Raw genomic sequence first — 15,555 nt, 5'->3', positions numbered from 1 at the left:
GAGCTCACCTCTACTACTACTACCCGCTCGAGAAAGGATTCCGGCCGCGCTGCCGGGGCCGGGTGCGCGCACGGTGCCGGCACTGGCGTGCATCACCAAACCGGCACTTTCCGTTCCCCCATCGATCCCCGGTCGGAATTTCGAATCTCCTGAGGGCATGGTAGCTGCGGATTGCCAACTCGTCCTGTCGAGCGCCGACATCCGGCGGACACGGCGCTGAGCAGCGGAAGGCCGCGGGCGCGGCTGCGGCGGGCCCGTCCCCAGGGAAGGATGGGCGGCATGACTGAGCATGCGCCGTCCCTGGCCGAGTTGGCCCGGCGTTTCGGCATCGCCACCGAGTATCGGGACTGGACCGGGCGGCAGGTGCCGGTTCCCGCGAGCACGCTGGTCGCGGTGCTGGCCGCGTTCGGCGTTCCCGCCGGCACCGAGCGGGAGCGCAACGTCGCCTTGGCCGAGCGCCTGCGGTCGTACTGGGCGCGGCCTTTGCCGGCGACCCTCGTCGGGCGCAGCGGCGAGCAGATCCGGTTCTGGGTGCACGTGACCCACGGCGATCCGGCCGAGGTGTGGTTGCGCCTCGAAGACGGCACCGTGCGCGGCGGGATCTGGCAGGTCGACAACTTCACCCCGCCGTTCGACCTGGACGGCCGTTGGGTCGGCGAGGCCAGTTTCGTGGTGCCGGGGGACCTGCCGCTGGGCTACCACCGGCTGCATTTGCGGTCCGGGGACACCGAGGACAGCACTGCGCTCATCGTGACGCCGGACTGGCTCGGCTTGCCCGAACGGCTCGGCGCCCGCCGGGTCTGGGGTCTAGCCACCCAGCTCTACAGCGTGCGATCGCGCCAGTCGTGGGGCGTCGGGGACCTCACCGACCTGACGGACCTGGCGGTGTGGTCGGCGTGCCGCCACGGGGCCGACTACGTGCTCGTCAATCCGCTGCACGCGGCTCAGCTCTCGGGCCCGGCGGGCCGGATGGAACCGTCGCCCTACCTGCCGACATCGCGGCGTTTCGTCAACCCGATCTACCTCCGCGTCGAGGCGATCCCCGAGTTCGCCGAGCTGAGCAAGCGCGGCCGGGTGCGACAGCTGCGGTCCGACGTCCAGCGGCGGGCCGCTCGCGTCGATGCCATCGACCGGGACCGGGCGTGGGCCGCCAAGCGGGCTGCGCTCGAACTGGTGCACCGGGTCCCGCGATCGGCGGGCCGTGAGCTGGCCTACGCGGCCTTCCGGGAGCGGGAAGGCCGCGCGCTCGACGACTTCGCCACGTGGTGCGCGCTGGCCGAGAAGTTCGGCGCCGACTGGCATCACTGGCCGGACTCCCTGCGGCACCCGGGTGCCGCGGGCGTCGCCCGGTTCGCCGCGAAGCACCCGGACACCGTCGATTTCCACCGCTGGATGCAGTGGCAGCTCGACGAGCAGCTCGCCGCGGCGCAGTCGCAAGCGGTGCGCGCCGGGATGGCGCTGGGTGTCATGCACGACCTGGCCGTCGGCGTGCATCCCGCCGGCGCCGACGCGTGGGCCCTGCAGGACGCGCTGGCGCCCAGCGTGACCGCAGGTGCGCCGCCGGACGAGTTCAACCAGCTCGGCCAGGACTGGTCTCAGCCGCCGTGGCGACCGGACCGGCTGGAACAGCAGGAGTACCGGCCGTTCCGCGCGCTGATCCGGGCGGTGTTACGGCATGCCGGCGGTGTGCGCATCGATCACGTTATCGGGTTGTTCCGGCTGTGGTGGATCCCCGCCGGCGCCCCGCCCACCGAAGGCACCTACGTGCGCTACGACCACGAGGCGATGGTCGGGATCGTCGCTCTGGAGGCGCACCGCGCCGGGGCGCTGGTGGTCGGCGAAGACCTCGGCACCGTCGAGCCGTGGGTGCGCGACTACCTCTTGTTGCGCGGCCTGCTGGGGACCTCGATCCTCTGGTTCGAGCTGGACCGCGACGGCAACGGCGGCCCGCTGCCGGCCGAGCGCTGGCGGGAGTACTGCCTGGCGTCGGTCACCACCCACGATCTGCCGCCCACCGCCGGATACCTGGCCGGCGACCACGTCCGGCTGCGCGAATCCCTCGGCCTGCTGACCCGGCCCGTGGCCGACGAACTCGAGGCGGACCGGGCGGAGCTGGCGGCCTGGCTGGCCGAACTGCGCCGCGTCGGCCTGCTCGCCGACGGCGAGGACGACCCCGAGCAGGTCGTCGTCGCCCTCTACCGGTATCTGGGCCGCACGCCGTCTCGACTGTTGGGGGTGGCGCTGACCGACGCCGTCGGCGACCGCCGCACCCAGAATCAGCCGGGAACCACCGACGAATATCCCAACTGGCGGGTCCCGCTTACCGGGCCGGGCGGCCGACAGCTGATGCTCGAGGACGTGTTCACCGACCGCCGCGCGGCGGCCCTGGCGGAGGCGGTCCGCGCCGCGATCGCGCCGGCCGCCGTCGAATAGGGGCTACCTGTAGTTTCAAGGCCCATGAAGGTTTCGGTCGTGGCGCCGGTCGCCGACGGTGTCACCGCGGACCCGGTCTGGATGGCGAGTTTCGCGCAGCACCTCGAGCTTTGCGGGTTCGAGTCGATCGTGGTCGTCGAGCACACCGTCCTGGTCACCCGCTACGAGAGCGTCTATCCCTACGACAGTTCCGGACGCGTCGGGCTGGCGGCCGACTGCCCCATTCCCGACCCGCTCGATCTGCTGGCGTTTCTGGCCGGCCACACCAGCCGGCTGGGGCTGGCCACCGGCGTCTTGGTGCTGCCCAACCACCATCCGGTGGTGCTGGCCAAAAGGGCTGCGACCGTCGACGCGCTGTCGGGTGGGAGGCTGCGGCTCTGCGTGGGGGTGGGCTGGCTCAAAGAAGAGCTGGAGGCCTGCGGCGCGCAGTTCGACAACCGGGGGCGGCGCGCCGACGAGCAGCTGGCGGTCCTGCGGACGCTGTGGGCCGACCAGCCCCGCGGGGCTTCGTTCCACGGGGAGTTCTTCGACTTCGACGACGTCATGTGCTACCCCAAACCTGTAGCCGGCCAGCGGCTTCCCGTGCACATCGGCGGTCACAGCCGGGCGGCCGCGCGCCGCGCGGGACGGCTCGGCGACGGCTTCCAGCCGCTCGGCGTGGGCGGCGCGGAACTCGCCTCGCTGCTTGCGGCGATGCGCGACGAGGCGTCAGCGGCCGGCCGGGACCCGGCGGCCCTGGAAATCTCCCTCGGCCACCTGGTCACCAAGATCGACGCCGAGCGCGCCGGTGCCCTGGCCGATCAGGGCGCAGACCGCATCGTCCTGGCGATGCCGCCGACCACCGACATCGAGCAGGCCAAGGACATGGTGTCGGCCTGCGCGCAGCGGCTGTCGCTGGCGCCGTGAGCCGGGGGCGGCCGCGATGACACTCTCGGTGGACGACCGGCTGGCCCTCGGCGACCTGGTGCACCGGTATGCGGCCGGCGTCGACGACCGTCGGTTCGAGGCCGCGGCAGGACTTTTCACCGCCTCGGGCGAGTTGTCGGTGCCCGATCCGCCGGCTTCGCTGGCGCCGGTCCACGTACATCGGGGTCATCCGGCCATCCTGGCGGCGGTGTCCGCGGTGGCGGCCGTGGCGCGGACCGAGCACGCGATCGTCGGCGAGGTCTACGAAGAGTTTTCGCGCCCCGGGTTCGCGCGGGGACGCATCGCCTGCGTCGCGCATCACTGGAATCGGCGCGGTGATGAGGTGACCGACGTGGCCTGGCACCTGCGCTACGACGACGAATACACGCTGACCGACGCGGGCTGGCGGTTCAGCCGCCGGGCCCTGACCATCAACGCCATCGAGACGCGGGCCGTCCGCCGGCTGCTGCCCCGCGATCCGGGCTGACACGTCGAACCCGTTTGTTCGAAAGCCTTTTCGGGTAGCTCCTAGGTCAGATCCGCGTCGCCCGCGCAGGCGGCCGCAAGGGCTAACAAAGGAGGCGCTCATGGCACGCGATGCGCGCGGCCTTATCGACGACGATCGGGCCACCCGCCGGAACACGAACCCGCCGATCCCCGACGGCCAGCGAACGCCCGGCCACGTCGTGGTCGCGGCGGCGGCGCTGGCGCTGCTGGTGTGCGTGGCGACTTTCGCCCTGGGCCAGGCCCGCGCCGGGGTGTATGCCGCGAGCGTCGGCCTGCTGGCCTTCGGCGCCGGGCTGGCCTGGCTTGCCATGGACCGCAGGCGGATTCGCCAAGCCGAGCGCGACTGGCCGATCACTCACCGGCAGCGTCGCGCCGGAATCACTGCAACGACGCGAGGTTGTCCACCGACTTGCGGACGTCGGACCGGATCACCCGCGCGACGAGACCGCCGATCGGCCCGCTCAGCAGGCCGCCGCTGAGATCGGCGGTCAGGTGGAACTCCGTTCCCGGGTGGTTGGGGGCGACGTGCATGGTCACCCCGATCCGGATCCCGCCGCGGCCATTCCCTTGCAGCTCAATAGATGTCGGCTCGTCGTAGCGGGTCACCTTCCAGTGGACGACGTTACGGAACCCCTTGACCTTGACGCACGAGGACACCTGGGTGCCCTTCTCGACCGTCGACGGCACCGGGCCGCGCCATCCGCCGAAGATTGTCATCCATTCGTCGAAGCGGCGCAGATCCGACGCGAGCTTCCAGGCGGTCGTCGGTTCCACATCCGAGGCCATCGATACGTCCACTCGTGCCAAGTTGGTCGCTCCTCCACGTCGGCTGGCTCTCGGGTACGCATACCCGGATGTCCGCGCGCCTACGCCTGAGGTGCGGTGCCTACGGCCACACCTCGTTCAACTGCTGGGCCACGTCGATGATCTGCGCGGATTGCGACTGGGGCGCGTCGATCTCGTCGGCGACGTACTGGGCGATGAAGCGCCGGATCTCGCCGTCGACGCCGGCCAGGATGCGCAGCACCTCGCCGCGCAGGGACTTCGACGACACGTTGACCGTGATGTCGGAGGGCCGCGGCTTGGCGACGTCGACGATCAGCAGCAGCGGCTCGGCCGCCCGCGCCGTCGCCCGCAGCGCGATGTCACCGGAGACGACGAACCGCTGCTTGTCGAGCCGCAGGTCGAGGAGCAGATCGATCGACAGCGGGATGTGGATGACGAACGTGATGCTGTCGCCGAGACGGCGCGTCACCCGGGGGTCGTGGATCTTGACGTTCGCGCTGACCTTGGCGATCCCGCCGGGGCCCTGGGCGACCGGCTCCATGGCGAACTCGTTTCCCGCGATGTCGGCCAATGCGGCCGCGACCCGCTCGGGGGTGACGGCGTACTCGAAGAATCTGCGGCCGAATTCTTCGTAGGTGACATAATCGTGGTTCTGCATAGGCTTATACCGTCTCACGTCGCCTGCCGGAACGTCCGCTGATCCGGTCGCGTCGCCGCAAGCGATGACGCTCTCGCCCCGCGCTGACCTGTGAACGACACCACAGCCGGGCGTCTCGAATCCGTCGATCGTCGCGGCCGGCGGCCGCCGAGGGGCCCGACGGCTGGCCGCAGCTGGCGGGCCGGCGCCGGCTGCCACCGGCCGGACAAACCGCGCACACCATCCGGTCCGCCGGCCCCACGGCCGCGGTCCCGTTCCGGGGAACGGCGTATCATCCAGTCTTTAACAGCAGAACAAAATTTCGTGGGGGCGGCAGCGATGGCAGGGCAGTACATGGTGTCAACCGGACGAACGACCGCATGAGAATCAGCCTGTTCCTCGCGGACGCGGCACAGGCCGACGCGCAGTCGGGCAAGGTCAATGCCCTCGGATTGGGCTGGCGACAGTGCCAAACGCCCACGCCCGCCATCGCTTTGGTCCTGTTTCTGGACATCGACTGGAATGAGACCAACAAGCAGCACAAGCTGACGTGCCAACTGCTGACGACCGACGGTGACCCGGTTTCGGTGCCGGGCCCGAACGGGCCGCAGCGGATCTGCTTCGAGGCCTCGGCGGAGGCGGGTCGCCCCCCGGGGGCGATCCACGGCACCTCGGTTCGGATGCCCCTCACCCTGAACATCCCGGCGGGAATCCCGCTGGAGCCCGGCATCTACGAGTGGCGCGTCGAAATCGCCGGTTTCGAGCAGGCTACGGCGGTCGAGGCGTTCGTCGTGGTGGGGCCGGCCGCCACGGCCAAGCCGCCGTCACCGCCCTGAGCTCAAGAGACAGCCAGTTCGAGGCGCTCCAGGCGGCGCACCAGGATGCTCGGCAACCAGCGGCCGACGTCGACCGCCTCGGTGGCCGAGGTCCGATCCAGCAGTAGCCGCAGTACGACCCGCGCCTCCAGGCGCGCCAGCGCCGCACCCACGCAGAAGTGCGCGCCCTTTGCCAAAGCTGATGTGGCCCTTGATATCTCCGCGATCAAGGCGGAATTCACCGGGCATCTCGAAGCGCGCCGGGTCGCGATTGGCCGCGCCCCACCACAGCAGCAGGTGCGAGTCGGCGGGCAGGTCGACGCCGACGAGCGAGGTGTGGTTGCGCACGTGCCGGTAATGGCCCCGGAACGGCGGTTCGTAGCGCAGCGTCTCCTCGATGAATGCCGGTACCAATTACGGTTTTTCGCGCACCCGCTGCTGGATGTCGGGCCGCTGGGCCAACATCCACGCCGCGCTGCTCATCGGGAGGCGGTTGGCCATCGCGTCCATCCATTCGATGCGCCCGCCGCGCAGGCCGTCGCTCCACAAGCGGTCCGCGGTCTCGGCGGCGAACCGCTCCATGGTGTGCTTCCGCCTGGCGGCCAGGTGGCGCGCCTGCAGCTTGCGGTGCACCGCGTGGGCCGGGTCGTCGGCGGTGGCCAGCACGTGGGTCGGCCCGCCGAGTGGGTCCATCGCGAGGAGTTCGATGCCACCGTCGGCCGTTTAAGTCATGGTCGCGGTCAGGTTGGAGGAGAAATCCTCGGGGCGCCCGATCGCCTCGTAGACCGCATCCCAGCCGCACACGGCATAGAACTGCCACACGGCGCCACGACGTGCATCCTCGTACCTGTCGTCGCCGCGATAGAAGTGCGGCCCCGCCGGAAGTCCGCCCATCGCTGGTTCCTCGATCCGTAATTACGGTCTTAGGAATCCGTTAGACGGATCACTACAGTGGACCCGCGACGCACGCGGGGGAAAGTTCGACAACTGGTCGCGATGAGGGCATCCAGGTGTTACGCCGTGCCGCCGCCGCGCTGGACGAAATTGCCGCAGAACCCGGACGGCTGCGTCTGATCGATCTCGGCGAGCGACTCGGACTGGCCAAGTCGACGATTCGCCGATTGATGGTCGGCCTGGTCGAAGTCGGGTTGGCGGGCGTCGACGCCCACGGCCCCGTTTCTCCCCGGGCTAGCGCCTCCTGGGTTTCGGCAGGGCCGACGGTGCCCAACTCTCGGTCGTGTTCCGCCCCACCTTCGAGAAGGTGGCACGCGCGACCGACGGCGAGACCGTCGACCTGTCGATGCTGGCCGGCCAGCGCATGCGCTTCATCGACCAGATCGAGCCCGCGCACCGGCTCCGGGTGGTTTCGGCGATCGGCATGCGGTTCCCGTTGGAGTCGACCGCCAACGGGAAAGCGGCGCTGGCGACCCTCGACGACGCGGACGTCGAAACCGCCCCCTCGCGGCTGGACCCGGAGGTCGGCGTAGGTCTCCGCCGGGAGATCGCCGAGCCGGCGGACCGGCATCGCTTTCGACCGCGGCGAACACACCCCGGGAATCTCGGCGCCCGCCATTGCCGGACGCGCCCCAAGCGACACCGTGATCGCGATCTCGGTGCCGGCACCCACCGAGCGCTTCCTGCTCAAGGAACAGCTCATCGTCACCGCGTTACGAGCGGTGTTTTGCGTCGTCCGAGGCGTCGATCTGGACCCGCTGAACGTCCGTCTGTGAACTCCGGGCGACCGGACTGAGAACACCGCAGCACTCATTCGACGCCGTTCGGGTGTAGCAGCCGGAATCCGCGAAACCCCGACACGGTGTCCAAGTTGCGACTACCCCGGGTTTTCGGCGCTGCGCGCAATACGAAACGGCGCAGGAACCCGGTCTGGTCGAGCACCTGGCGCGACGGGCCGGGTAAGTCGGCCGAGGCGGTGCCGGAGATCGCGGTCAGCTTTTCCGCGGTGCGCGCTTTGATTCGTTGTTGGCTCGCTCGTTTGGGGCATGGCCGTCGACGGCTTTCGGCGCGACCGGTGGGACGTAGCCGGGGCCCTGGTGTGTCTGGCCGGCGTCGCCGTGATCATGTACGCGCCTCGTACGCACGGAGGGCCCGCCCGCAAGGGCTGTGTCGCGTGTTCGGTGAGCATCATCCGGTGGGGAGTTGGCGACGGCCGCGGTACCCCTCGAAGCTCGGCCGTGCCAACGTCTGCACCCCCACTCAGGGGATCGCCGCGGCGACCGCGAACAACTGCCCCCACTCCTGGCGGGCCGCGCTTTGCGCATCCATGAAGCTGGACGTCTTCTCGCCGCCACCGGCGAGGTGGACCAGCGCCCACGCCAGTGCGAATACCGGCACCCGGTGCCGGTGTGCCGCGCTGTGTAATTCGTCGAAGGCGACGTCGGACCGGCACCGACGGAGTCCGATCAGAATGCCCCGCGCGGTGTCGAGGATGCGCCCGGAATGCGGGCCATACGATGTCTGGGCGGGTATCCAGTTCGCCATCATGTTGTGGTTACCTCCCGTTGTCCCCCAGCCCGATCCGCTGTTCACACAGCGGTGCGCGCGGTCGTGCACGCGCGCGTTTCGCAACAGTGATCCCCTTTGACGCACTTAGCCATGATTTGCTCATCGCGCTTGATTGCGCCAGATTTCCGGCGCCATCGGTATGTGCCCGTAACCGTTTCGGGACCGGCTGGTTTCGACGGGAACGGTCTGGAACCGCTCAGTCGGCGATCGCGAGCAATTCGTCGAATCCGGCCACGACCGCGTCGTGGAAGACGTCGTAATCGGGTATCGCTGCGATGTCGACGTTGATGCCCAGGGTGCAGGTGTCGATGTAGGTGAGCAACGTGACGTTGACCGACGAGCCGATCGTCGGGCCGAACGCGTATTGCGTGCGGACCTTCGCACCCCCGAGGAAAACCGGTACCGGCACCCCGGGTACGTCGCTGGCCAGGAAATCGACGTGGCGCAGAATCGAACCGATGTACCACCGCGGCATGAGGTTGAGCGCTCCGGCGATCGCCTGCGTGTAGGGCAGGGAGCGCTCGTCCCGCACCGCGCCGCTGCGCAGATGTATGGCCCTGATCCGCGCTGCCGGGTCGGTCTCGCCGACGGGCACGTCGAATCGCATCAGCGTGATCCGGTTTCCCCCGATGTCGTCCGACGCCGTCCGCAGGCTGACCGGCATCGTCAGGTGCAGGTCTCCCACCGTGACACCGTGCTTGTCGTGGTATCGCCGCAATCCCCCGGCCACCCCGGCGACGAACGCGTCGTTGAGCGCCCCGCCGCATCGGTGCGCCGCTTCCCGCAACAGGGGCTTCGGGACTTCGTGCACCCCCAGGCGGCGGTTCAACCCGCGGTCGGTCACCAGCGGTGACCCGGTCTGGCTGATCGGCCGGATGGTCCGGTACACCGATGCCGCGGTGGAGGCAGTCGATCGAATCGTCGTGACGGGCCGGCGGACACTGTCGTAGATCAGCCGCGGAGCCCACGTCACCGCGCCCGCCACGGCGCTGCCGAGCACGCCGGCGTCGTACCGGAAGGTGTCGCGGTAGCGGTCCAGCAGCGACGGCCCCGGCGCCGCCGGTTCGGGCGGCATGGGTTCACGCGCATACAGGTCTGCGGACAGGTTGAACAGGTGCATCGCGATCTGGATGCCGCCGATTCCGTCGGTGAGCGCGTGGTGGAACTTGCAGATCAATGCCGCGCCACCGTCGTCGAGGCCCTCGACCAGGGTCGTCTCCCAGAGCGCCCGGGCGCGATCGAAATCCTGCATGTCGGCCAGCCGGGCCATTTCGAGCACGTCGTCGAACGTGCCGCCGGACGGCACCGCGACCCGCCGCATGTGGTAGTCGAGGTCGAAGTTCGGGTCGTATTCCCACCGGGGCGGAGCGGGCCGCGGCGATGCCACCACGCGCTGCCGGAACATGGGCAGCTTGCGGGTCATCAGATCGAAGCGGTCACGCACCTCCTGCCAGTCCGGGGATCGGTCCAGCAGCAGGACGGTTACCACCGTCGACCTCAGCCGCGGGTCACTTTCCATCGCCCAGGTGAAGGCGTCGCTGTTTCGCATGAAGGCAGTCATAGGTGCTCCGGGCACCAAGCTACGACTGGCGGACGCAAAGGTCAGCAGTTCGACGGCACGCCATGACTTTGGTCCCTCAAGGTCGTGCCATTCGTCGTCGGAAAGAGACGACCGCCGGCGCGTCTAGGACGTTTTGGCGTCGGCGAATTCGCAGAACGCGCTGTAGGCCCGAGCGCCGTAGATGGTGGCGGGCCCACCGTGCATGAGGAAGGTGACACCGATCGCCTCGGCGGCTTCCTCCGGTGTGGCGCCGGCACGGGCGGCCGCCTGGGCATGCGATGCGATGCATCCATCGCATCCCTCGACGACGCCGATTGCCATCGCGATCAGCTCTTTGACCTTACGGCTCAGTGCGCCCTCGTTGAACGCTGCCCCGGACAGGGCCGCGAAGCCCTTGTAGACCTCGGGGATCTGCTGGCGGAGTTCGCGATGCTGAGGCAGGAGGTCCTCGAGGACTTTGTGGTGATGCTGCTGGTCTGACATGGCTCTCATCCTATACCCCCGCGGGTATATGTCCCTATTCGGCGGCGGTCACCGATGCGCTGCTCTTCAAGGAGTCGATCACCGCTTGCAGCTTGCCAGTGACCTCCTCGGCGACGGGCCGCAGCTCCGGCTCCCCGGTGAACTCCACCATGAGGGCGGGGTTCATGGCCTCGACGAGCACCGTACCGTCCCGGTCGGGGTCGGTACGCACGACGACGTTGCACGGCAGCAGCAACCCGATCTGGCGGTGCGCCGACACGGCGCGGTGCGCCAGTGGCGGGTTGCAGGCACCCAGGATCAGGTAGTCCTCCATGTCCTCGCCGAGTTTTGCCTTCAGCGTGGCCTTCACGTCGATTTCGGTCAGCACCCCGAATCCCTGCTCCGCCAGCGCGGCGCGCGTCCGCGCGACCGCGTCGTCGAAGGAGGTGTGCAGAGGTGTCGCGATTGCGATGTCCATAACGACTCCGTCCTTTGTCGCTCGGGGTCCATGCTGTTGCCTGGGCCGTTTGTCTTGCCTGGATCGATGTCGCTCCCGCGCGTTACGCGAGGGCGAGGAACAACTTCTCGAGTTCGGCTTCGCTCATGGGAGCCGCGCCGTTGGCCGTCGTACCCGTGACGCATTCCTTCAATCCGGTCGCCACGATCTTGAACCCCGCACGGTCCAGAGCGCGCGAGACCGCGGCCAGTTGCGTGACGACGTCCTTGCAATCGCGCCCCTGTTCGATCATCGATATCACTCCGGCAAGTTGGCCTTGGGCACGCCGCAGCCGGTTCAGCACCGCGGTCATGCTGTCTTGTTCGCCGCTCACTGGTTCCTCCATCGTGGTTGCATACCTCATCATAGTACCCAGGGGGGTATATGTGCCCCGGGTTCGCCGATTTGGTACCGCACCCAGGAATATACCCCACCGGGTATGGCGTTGGCGTCTGCAGAACCAATCTCCAGGAGAAACGATGACGACCACCGACCTGACCCACGACACGTTCGCATCGACGATCACCGGCAATCCGATAGTGCTGGTGGACTTTTGGGCCGCATACTGCCGGCCCTGCCGCGCCTTTGCGCCCGTCTACGAACGGTCGGCGCAGACGCACCCGGAAATCGTGCACGCCAAAGTCGACACCCAGGCCGAGTCCGAGTTGGCCGCCACGCTGGGGATCCGTTCGGTACCGACCATCATGGCGTTTCGCGACGGCGTCCTGGTCTACAGCCAGGCGGGCGCGATGGCCCCCGCCGTGCTGGAGGACCTCATCGCACAGGTGCGGGCGCTGGACATGGCCGCCGTCCGCACCAAGATCGCCGGCCGCAAAGCCGAAGCGGCGCGGCGGCGCCCCGCATGATGCGCGCCGCCGCCGAACCGCGGCAAGCGAATAGTTTGCTAATGTGCCGTTAAGTCTAGGTAGGCGCGGCGCGGCACAGTCGCTGACGACAGGGATGAATCGCTCCACTCGCCGGGTCGGTAAGCCCGCGTCACGTGCGACATTGGGCTCTGTCGCGTGGCCGCCGAACGGTTCGCACCGCTCCCTGTGACCGCGCGGAGCCCCGCCGCAGACGCGGTTCGCCGGCCGGGGCGCCTTCGGCACCCGCCTGCCGTCCCTCCCCCGCCGGCGGTTCGCCGAACACCACGGTGCCGGGACGTGACCGGGCCCGCGCAAGCGGTCGCGGTTGTGTGAGAGGGGATGCGGTGCTGGACTTCGGTGGACTGCCGCCCGAGATCAATTCCGGTCGCAGGTACGCGGGGCCGGGATCGGAATCGATGATGGTCGCCGCGACCGAATGGGACGTGCTGGCCGCCGAACTCGCCACGGCCGCCAACGGCTACGGATCGGTGGTTTCGGGAGCTGACGGGTAGGTCATGGGTGAGCCCCGTGTCGGCATCGATGGTGTCAGCGGTGCTGCCATACGCGAACTGGCTGGGAGTGGTGGCCACCCAGGCGGAGCAGGCCGTCCGTCAGGCCCGGGGCGCCGCGGCCACTTTCGACACGGCATTCGCGATGACGGTACCCCCACCGGCGATCGCGGCCAACGGGGTTCAGCTGGCGGCACTGATCGCGACCAACTTCTTCGGGCAGAACGCCGCGGCGATCGCGGCGACCGAGGCGCAGTACCTGGAGATGTGGGCGCAGGATGCGGCCGCCATGTACGGTTATGCCGCCGCGTCGGCGAGCGCCGCCCTCGTGACGCTGTTCCGGTCGCCTCCGAACACGGCGGCCACGGACGCCGGCAGCCGGCAGGCCGTGGCGGTCGCGCAAACCGCCGCCAGCCCGGCCGGAAACGCCGCCGACACAGTGCCGCAGCTCGCGTCGCTCGTCGCGGCTCCCGAAGCGCTGCAACCGCTTTCGTCGTCGGCGGCGTCGACATCTCCCACATCGGCGCTACCCGGCTGGTTGCGGCAGTGGATACCGACGCCGACCAACAACTGGCTCGGCCTGACACCGCCGAACTGCAACACCGTCATCAAGCAGACCCCGCAGGCCTACTTCAGGGTGGGCGTCGGCAACTTCGCGTGGTCGATCGGACAGCAGCTGACCTTCGGTCCCGGCGGCTCGACGGCCGGCGCGGGTGGGGCGTGGTATCCCACCCCGCAATTTTCCGGCCTGGGGCTGAACGGACCGGTACTGGCGGCGGCCTCGGCGGCCGACCTCGGCCACGCCGGTCCGGGGCTCTCGGCGAGCGTGAGCCAGGCCGGCAAGGTGGGTGTGCTGTCCGTACAGGCGGCCTGGGCCGGCCCACCTGAGGGGGCGGGCACTGTGGTCGCGGTCCTGTCGGGCGCCGACTCCCCCGTGAGCCCCAATGTTTCCGGTGTCGGCCCGAACCCGGGAGTCCACGGTCTGCTCACTGGGATGCCCGCGGGTGGCCATGCCAAGCAGGGGCCCGGATTCGGTTATCGGTACGGGCCGCGCCACAGCGTGGTCCTGCGGCCCCAGTCTGCGGGATGACGCCATGAAAGCGACGGGGCCCCGGAAAGCTGTTGGACTCCAAGGGGGTTCACAGGAGACCGCAACCACTTCGGGCGTGAGTTCGGGGCGGCCAACACGGCCGCGACCGGCTAGGACGGTGCTGTTTTAGTCGCTGACTTTCGGCGTGGCTGAGCGGGTTTCGCATGGATGGGCGGCGAGGATCAGATGCGTGGCTTTGGGACGGGAAAATCGGCAGGGCCGGTTCGATGACGTGATGCTGCTTGTCGGCGATCAGCTGCCGGCGGGCAGCATCTATCGGCTGCTGGCCGACCACGGCGGTGCACTGTTCGACGACGATTATTTCGCTGATGTGTTCAAGCGTTCGGCGTTGGGTCGGCCAACGGTGCCGGCGCGGGTGATGGCCGCGGTGATGCTGCTGCAGGCCTACGAGGGGCTTTCGGATCGGGAGGCCTGCGACCGGCTGGCCTTTGACCTGCGCTGGAAAGCGGCCGCCGGGTTGACCGTGGATGCGGAGGCGTTTCATCCCACGGTGCTGGTCGGGATGCGCAACCGGCTACGCGCATCGGATCGGCCACGGCGGTTGTTCGAGGACGTCAACACCACGGCGCGGGCGGCGGGGTTGTTGCGGGGACGGCGCCGGGTGCTCGATTCCACTCCGCTGTTGGATGCGGTGGCCACCCAGGACACGGTGATCCAGCTGCGGGCCGCGATCCGCAAACTACTGGCGGTGGCCGATCGGGCCGATCCGGAGGTGGCCGGTGCGGTGCGCACCGTGCTGACCCGCGACGATGACTACGCCAGCCTGGGAAAACCACCGTGTGACTGGGACGATCCCACGGCGCGTGAAGCCTTGGTCGATGCGCTGGTGCGCGACGCCAAGGCAGCACTGGAGGCCTGCGATGGCCGCCAGCTTGACGGGGCACTCGGTGAGGCGGTCGAGTTGCTGGCGCTGGTGGCCGGCCAGGACGTCGAGGCCGGCGACGACGGGGTGTTTCGCATCGCGAGGCGGGTGGCCCGGGATCGGCTGATCTCCACCGTTGATACCGAGGCCCGCCATGGGCATAAGTCGCGGGCGCGGACCTTCGATGGCTACAAGTCCCATTTGGGTATCGATCCCGATGACGAGCTGATCACCGCGGTGGCCGTCACCGCGGCCAACGCCGCCGACCGTGAGGTCATCGACGAGCTGCTGGGCAACCCGGTCACCGACACCACGAGTGCTGCACCCGATTCCGCCGCCACCGATGCCGCCACCGATGCCGATGCCGATGCCGATGCCGATGAAACGATCACCGATCACGGTGAGCATGTGCGAAACGAGTCGGAGCCCAATGTCTTTGAGGTGTATGGCGATTCGGCTTACGCTGATGGGGCCACCCTCGATGAGCAGACCCAACGTGGCCATGACATGCGCGCCAAAGTGCCCCCGGTGCGCAACGCCAACGGCTATTCCAAAGACCAGTTCGGTATCGACCTGACTGCGGGCACCGTCACCTGCCCGGCCGAGCACACTGTGGCCATCAGCACCGGGCGGCGTCAGCAGGTCGCTCGCTTCGGGGCATTGTGTGGGTCGTGTCCGCTGCGGGCGCAATGCACCAAAGCCCGCCGTGGACGGGTGATCACCATCCATGCCCATGAGGCCGCCCTACAGCTGGCCAAGGCCCGCCAACGCGACCCGGCCTGGCAGACCGATTACCGAACGTATCGGCCGGTTGTGGAACGCAAGATCAGTCACTTCACCCGGCGCCCCTGGGGTGGTCGCAAGGCTCGCTGCCGCGGACAACAACGCATCCTGACCGACATCCTCGCCCGAGCCGGCGCGATCAACCTCGCCCGATTGGCCAGCCTGGGCCTGCATTCAGCGGCCGGGGGCTGGGCCATCGCCTGATCGGGACCACCAGGCCACCAGGCCACCAGGCCACCTACGATCCCATTAATATCAGCCCGCAAGCCCCTCCCAGCCGTCGAGACCCCGATACCGC

Annotated in this window: 13 protein-coding genes and 5 pseudogenes; 10 read left to right on the top strand and 8 right to left on the bottom strand. The window is 68.9% G+C overall.

The features are described from left to right. Nucleotides 1-279 precede the first annotated feature (279 nt). From malQ to AB8998_RS14175, 4 genes and pseudogenes are all read left to right on the top strand, one after another. Complete coding sequence (malQ, locus tag AB8998_RS14190) at nucleotides 280-2,433, top strand: 4-alpha-glucanotransferase (protein ID WP_369738487.1); 2,154 nt, start codon at nucleotides 280-282, stop codon at nucleotides 2,431-2,433. 24 nt (nucleotides 2,434-2,457) lie between these two features. Beyond that, a complete protein-coding gene (locus AB8998_RS14185) occupies nucleotides 2,458-3,339 on the top strand; it encodes an LLM class F420-dependent oxidoreductase (protein WP_369738486.1) in 882 nt (293 codons plus the stop codon). A gap of 16 nt (nucleotides 3,340-3,355) precedes the next feature. After that, nucleotides 3,356-3,826 (top strand): nuclear transport factor 2 family protein, encoded by a 471-nt coding sequence (locus tag AB8998_RS14180; RefSeq protein ID WP_369738485.1) that lies wholly within the window; start codon nucleotides 3,356-3,358, stop codon nucleotides 3,824-3,826. 100 nt (nucleotides 3,827-3,926) lie between these two features. Further along, nucleotides 3,927-4,214, top strand: a pseudogene (locus AB8998_RS14175) (hypothetical protein); the annotation flags it as partial. Nucleotides 4,215-4,224: 10 nt separating this feature from the next. Here AB8998_RS14175 and AB8998_RS14170 read toward each other — a convergent pair. Both AB8998_RS14170 and AB8998_RS14165 read right to left on the bottom strand, forming a co-directional pair. Then, entirely contained in the window at nucleotides 4,225-4,653 is a 429-nt protein-coding gene (locus AB8998_RS14170) for a type II toxin-antitoxin system Rv0910 family toxin (RefSeq protein ID WP_369738484.1), read from the bottom strand. 79 nt (nucleotides 4,654-4,732) lie between these two features. Further along, on the bottom strand, nucleotides 4,733-5,290 hold the full coding sequence (locus AB8998_RS14165) for a hypothetical protein (RefSeq protein WP_369738483.1): 558 nt from the start codon (nucleotides 5,288-5,290) through the stop codon (nucleotides 4,733-4,735). Between the two features lie 359 nt (nucleotides 5,291-5,649). On the opposite strand from AB8998_RS14165, the gene AB8998_RS14160 reads away from it, so the two are divergent. Further along, nucleotides 5,650-6,105: a DUF6941 family protein gene (locus AB8998_RS14160; protein ID WP_369738482.1), complete on the top strand. Its 456-nt coding sequence runs from the start codon at nucleotides 5,650-5,652 to the stop codon at nucleotides 6,103-6,105. A 2-nt stretch (nucleotides 6,106-6,107) separates the two neighbouring features. Here AB8998_RS14160 and AB8998_RS14155 read toward each other — a convergent pair. Next, a pseudogene (locus AB8998_RS14155) lies at nucleotides 6,108-6,978 on the bottom strand (cytochrome P450). 110 nt (nucleotides 6,979-7,088) lie between these two features. Here AB8998_RS14155 and AB8998_RS14150 point away from each other — a divergent pair. Together AB8998_RS14150 and AB8998_RS14145 are read left to right on the top strand one after the other, a co-directional pair. Next, nucleotides 7,089-7,814: pseudogene (locus tag AB8998_RS14150) on the top strand (IclR family transcriptional regulator). A 243-nt stretch (nucleotides 7,815-8,057) separates the two neighbouring features. Next, nucleotides 8,058-8,183, top strand: a pseudogene (locus AB8998_RS14145) (YnfA family protein); the annotation flags it as partial. Between the two features lie 115 nt (nucleotides 8,184-8,298). On the opposite strand, the gene AB8998_RS14140 reads toward AB8998_RS14145, so the two are convergent. The 5 genes from AB8998_RS14140 to AB8998_RS14120 form a co-directional block, all read right to left on the bottom strand. Then, nucleotides 8,299-8,586, bottom strand: coding sequence for an ANTAR domain-containing protein (locus AB8998_RS14140; RefSeq protein ID WP_369738481.1), 288 nt, complete (start codon nucleotides 8,584-8,586; stop codon nucleotides 8,299-8,301). Nucleotides 8,587-8,803: 217 nt separating this feature from the next. Beyond that, the gene (locus AB8998_RS14135; protein WP_369738480.1) at nucleotides 8,804-10,168 is read right to left on the bottom strand and encodes a wax ester/triacylglycerol synthase domain-containing protein; all 1,365 of its coding nucleotides are present in this window, start codon (nucleotides 10,166-10,168) and stop codon (nucleotides 8,804-8,806) included. A gap of 123 nt (nucleotides 10,169-10,291) precedes the next feature. After that, on the bottom strand, nucleotides 10,292-10,651 hold the full coding sequence (locus AB8998_RS14130; protein ID WP_369738479.1) for a carboxymuconolactone decarboxylase family protein: 360 nt from the start codon (nucleotides 10,649-10,651) through the stop codon (nucleotides 10,292-10,294). 34 nt (nucleotides 10,652-10,685) lie between these two features. Then, the gene (locus tag AB8998_RS14125; RefSeq protein ID WP_369738478.1) at nucleotides 10,686-11,108 is read right to left on the bottom strand and encodes a DUF302 domain-containing protein; all 423 of its coding nucleotides are present in this window, start codon (nucleotides 11,106-11,108) and stop codon (nucleotides 10,686-10,688) included. Nucleotides 11,109-11,190: 82 nt separating this feature from the next. Next, nucleotides 11,191-11,460, bottom strand: a complete 270-nt coding sequence (locus AB8998_RS14120) for a metal-sensitive transcriptional regulator (protein ID WP_369741572.1) — start codon at nucleotides 11,458-11,460, stop codon at nucleotides 11,191-11,193. Nucleotides 11,461-11,605: 145 nt separating this feature from the next. Between AB8998_RS14120 and AB8998_RS14115 the strand changes: the two genes are divergently transcribed. From AB8998_RS14115 to AB8998_RS14105, 3 genes and pseudogenes are all read left to right on the top strand, one after another. Further along, entirely contained in the window at nucleotides 11,606-11,992 is a 387-nt protein-coding gene (locus AB8998_RS14115; protein WP_369738477.1) for a thioredoxin family protein, read from the top strand. Nucleotides 11,993-12,336: 344 nt separating this feature from the next. Continuing rightward, nucleotides 12,337-13,591, top strand: a pseudogene (locus tag AB8998_RS14110) (PPE family protein). A 190-nt stretch (nucleotides 13,592-13,781) separates the two neighbouring features. Beyond that, the gene (locus tag AB8998_RS14105; RefSeq protein ID WP_369738476.1) at nucleotides 13,782-15,461 is read left to right on the top strand and encodes a transposase; all 1,680 of its coding nucleotides are present in this window, start codon (nucleotides 13,782-13,784) and stop codon (nucleotides 15,459-15,461) included. Nucleotides 15,462-15,555 lie beyond the last annotated feature (94 nt).

The sequence above is a fragment of the Mycobacterium sp. HUMS_12744610 genome, from assembly GCF_041206865.1.
Taxonomy (GTDB): Bacteria; Actinomycetota; Actinomycetes; order Mycobacteriales; family Mycobacteriaceae; genus Mycobacterium; species Mycobacterium servetii.
Note: the sequence above shows the minus strand (reverse complement) of the source record. Positions and strands in the feature narration are given on the sequence as shown.

What these genes read in the sequence shown, in the direction of transcription:
- AB8998_RS14160 (WP_369738482.1), top strand. Translation starts at nt 5,650, where the DNA reads ATGAGAATCAGCCTGTTCCTCGCGGACGCGGCACAGGCCGACGCGCAG.
- AB8998_RS14135 (WP_369738480.1), bottom strand. Translation starts at nt 10,168, where the DNA reads ATGACTGCCTTCATGCGAAACAGCGACGCCTTCACCTGGGCGATGGAA.
- AB8998_RS14165 (WP_369738483.1), bottom strand. Translation starts at nt 5,290, where the DNA reads ATGCAGAACCACGATTATGTCACCTACGAAGAATTCGGCCGCAGATTC.
- malQ (WP_369738487.1), top strand. Translation starts at nt 280, where the DNA reads ATGACTGAGCATGCGCCGTCCCTGGCCGAGTTGGCCCGGCGTTTCGGC.
- AB8998_RS14180 (WP_369738485.1), top strand. Translation starts at nt 3,356, where the DNA reads ATGACACTCTCGGTGGACGACCGGCTGGCCCTCGGCGACCTGGTGCAC.
- AB8998_RS14115 (WP_369738477.1), top strand. Translation starts at nt 11,606, where the DNA reads ATGACGACCACCGACCTGACCCACGACACGTTCGCATCGACGATCACC.
- AB8998_RS14130 (WP_369738479.1), bottom strand. Translation starts at nt 10,651, where the DNA reads ATGTCAGACCAGCAGCATCACCACAAAGTCCTCGAGGACCTCCTGCCT.
- AB8998_RS14125 (WP_369738478.1), bottom strand. Translation starts at nt 11,108, where the DNA reads ATGGACATCGCAATCGCGACACCTCTGCACACCTCCTTCGACGACGCG.
- AB8998_RS14140 (WP_369738481.1), bottom strand. Translation starts at nt 8,586, where the DNA reads ATGATGGCGAACTGGATACCCGCCCAGACATCGTATGGCCCGCATTCC.
- AB8998_RS14185 (WP_369738486.1), top strand. Translation starts at nt 2,458, where the DNA reads ATGAAGGTTTCGGTCGTGGCGCCGGTCGCCGACGGTGTCACCGCGGAC.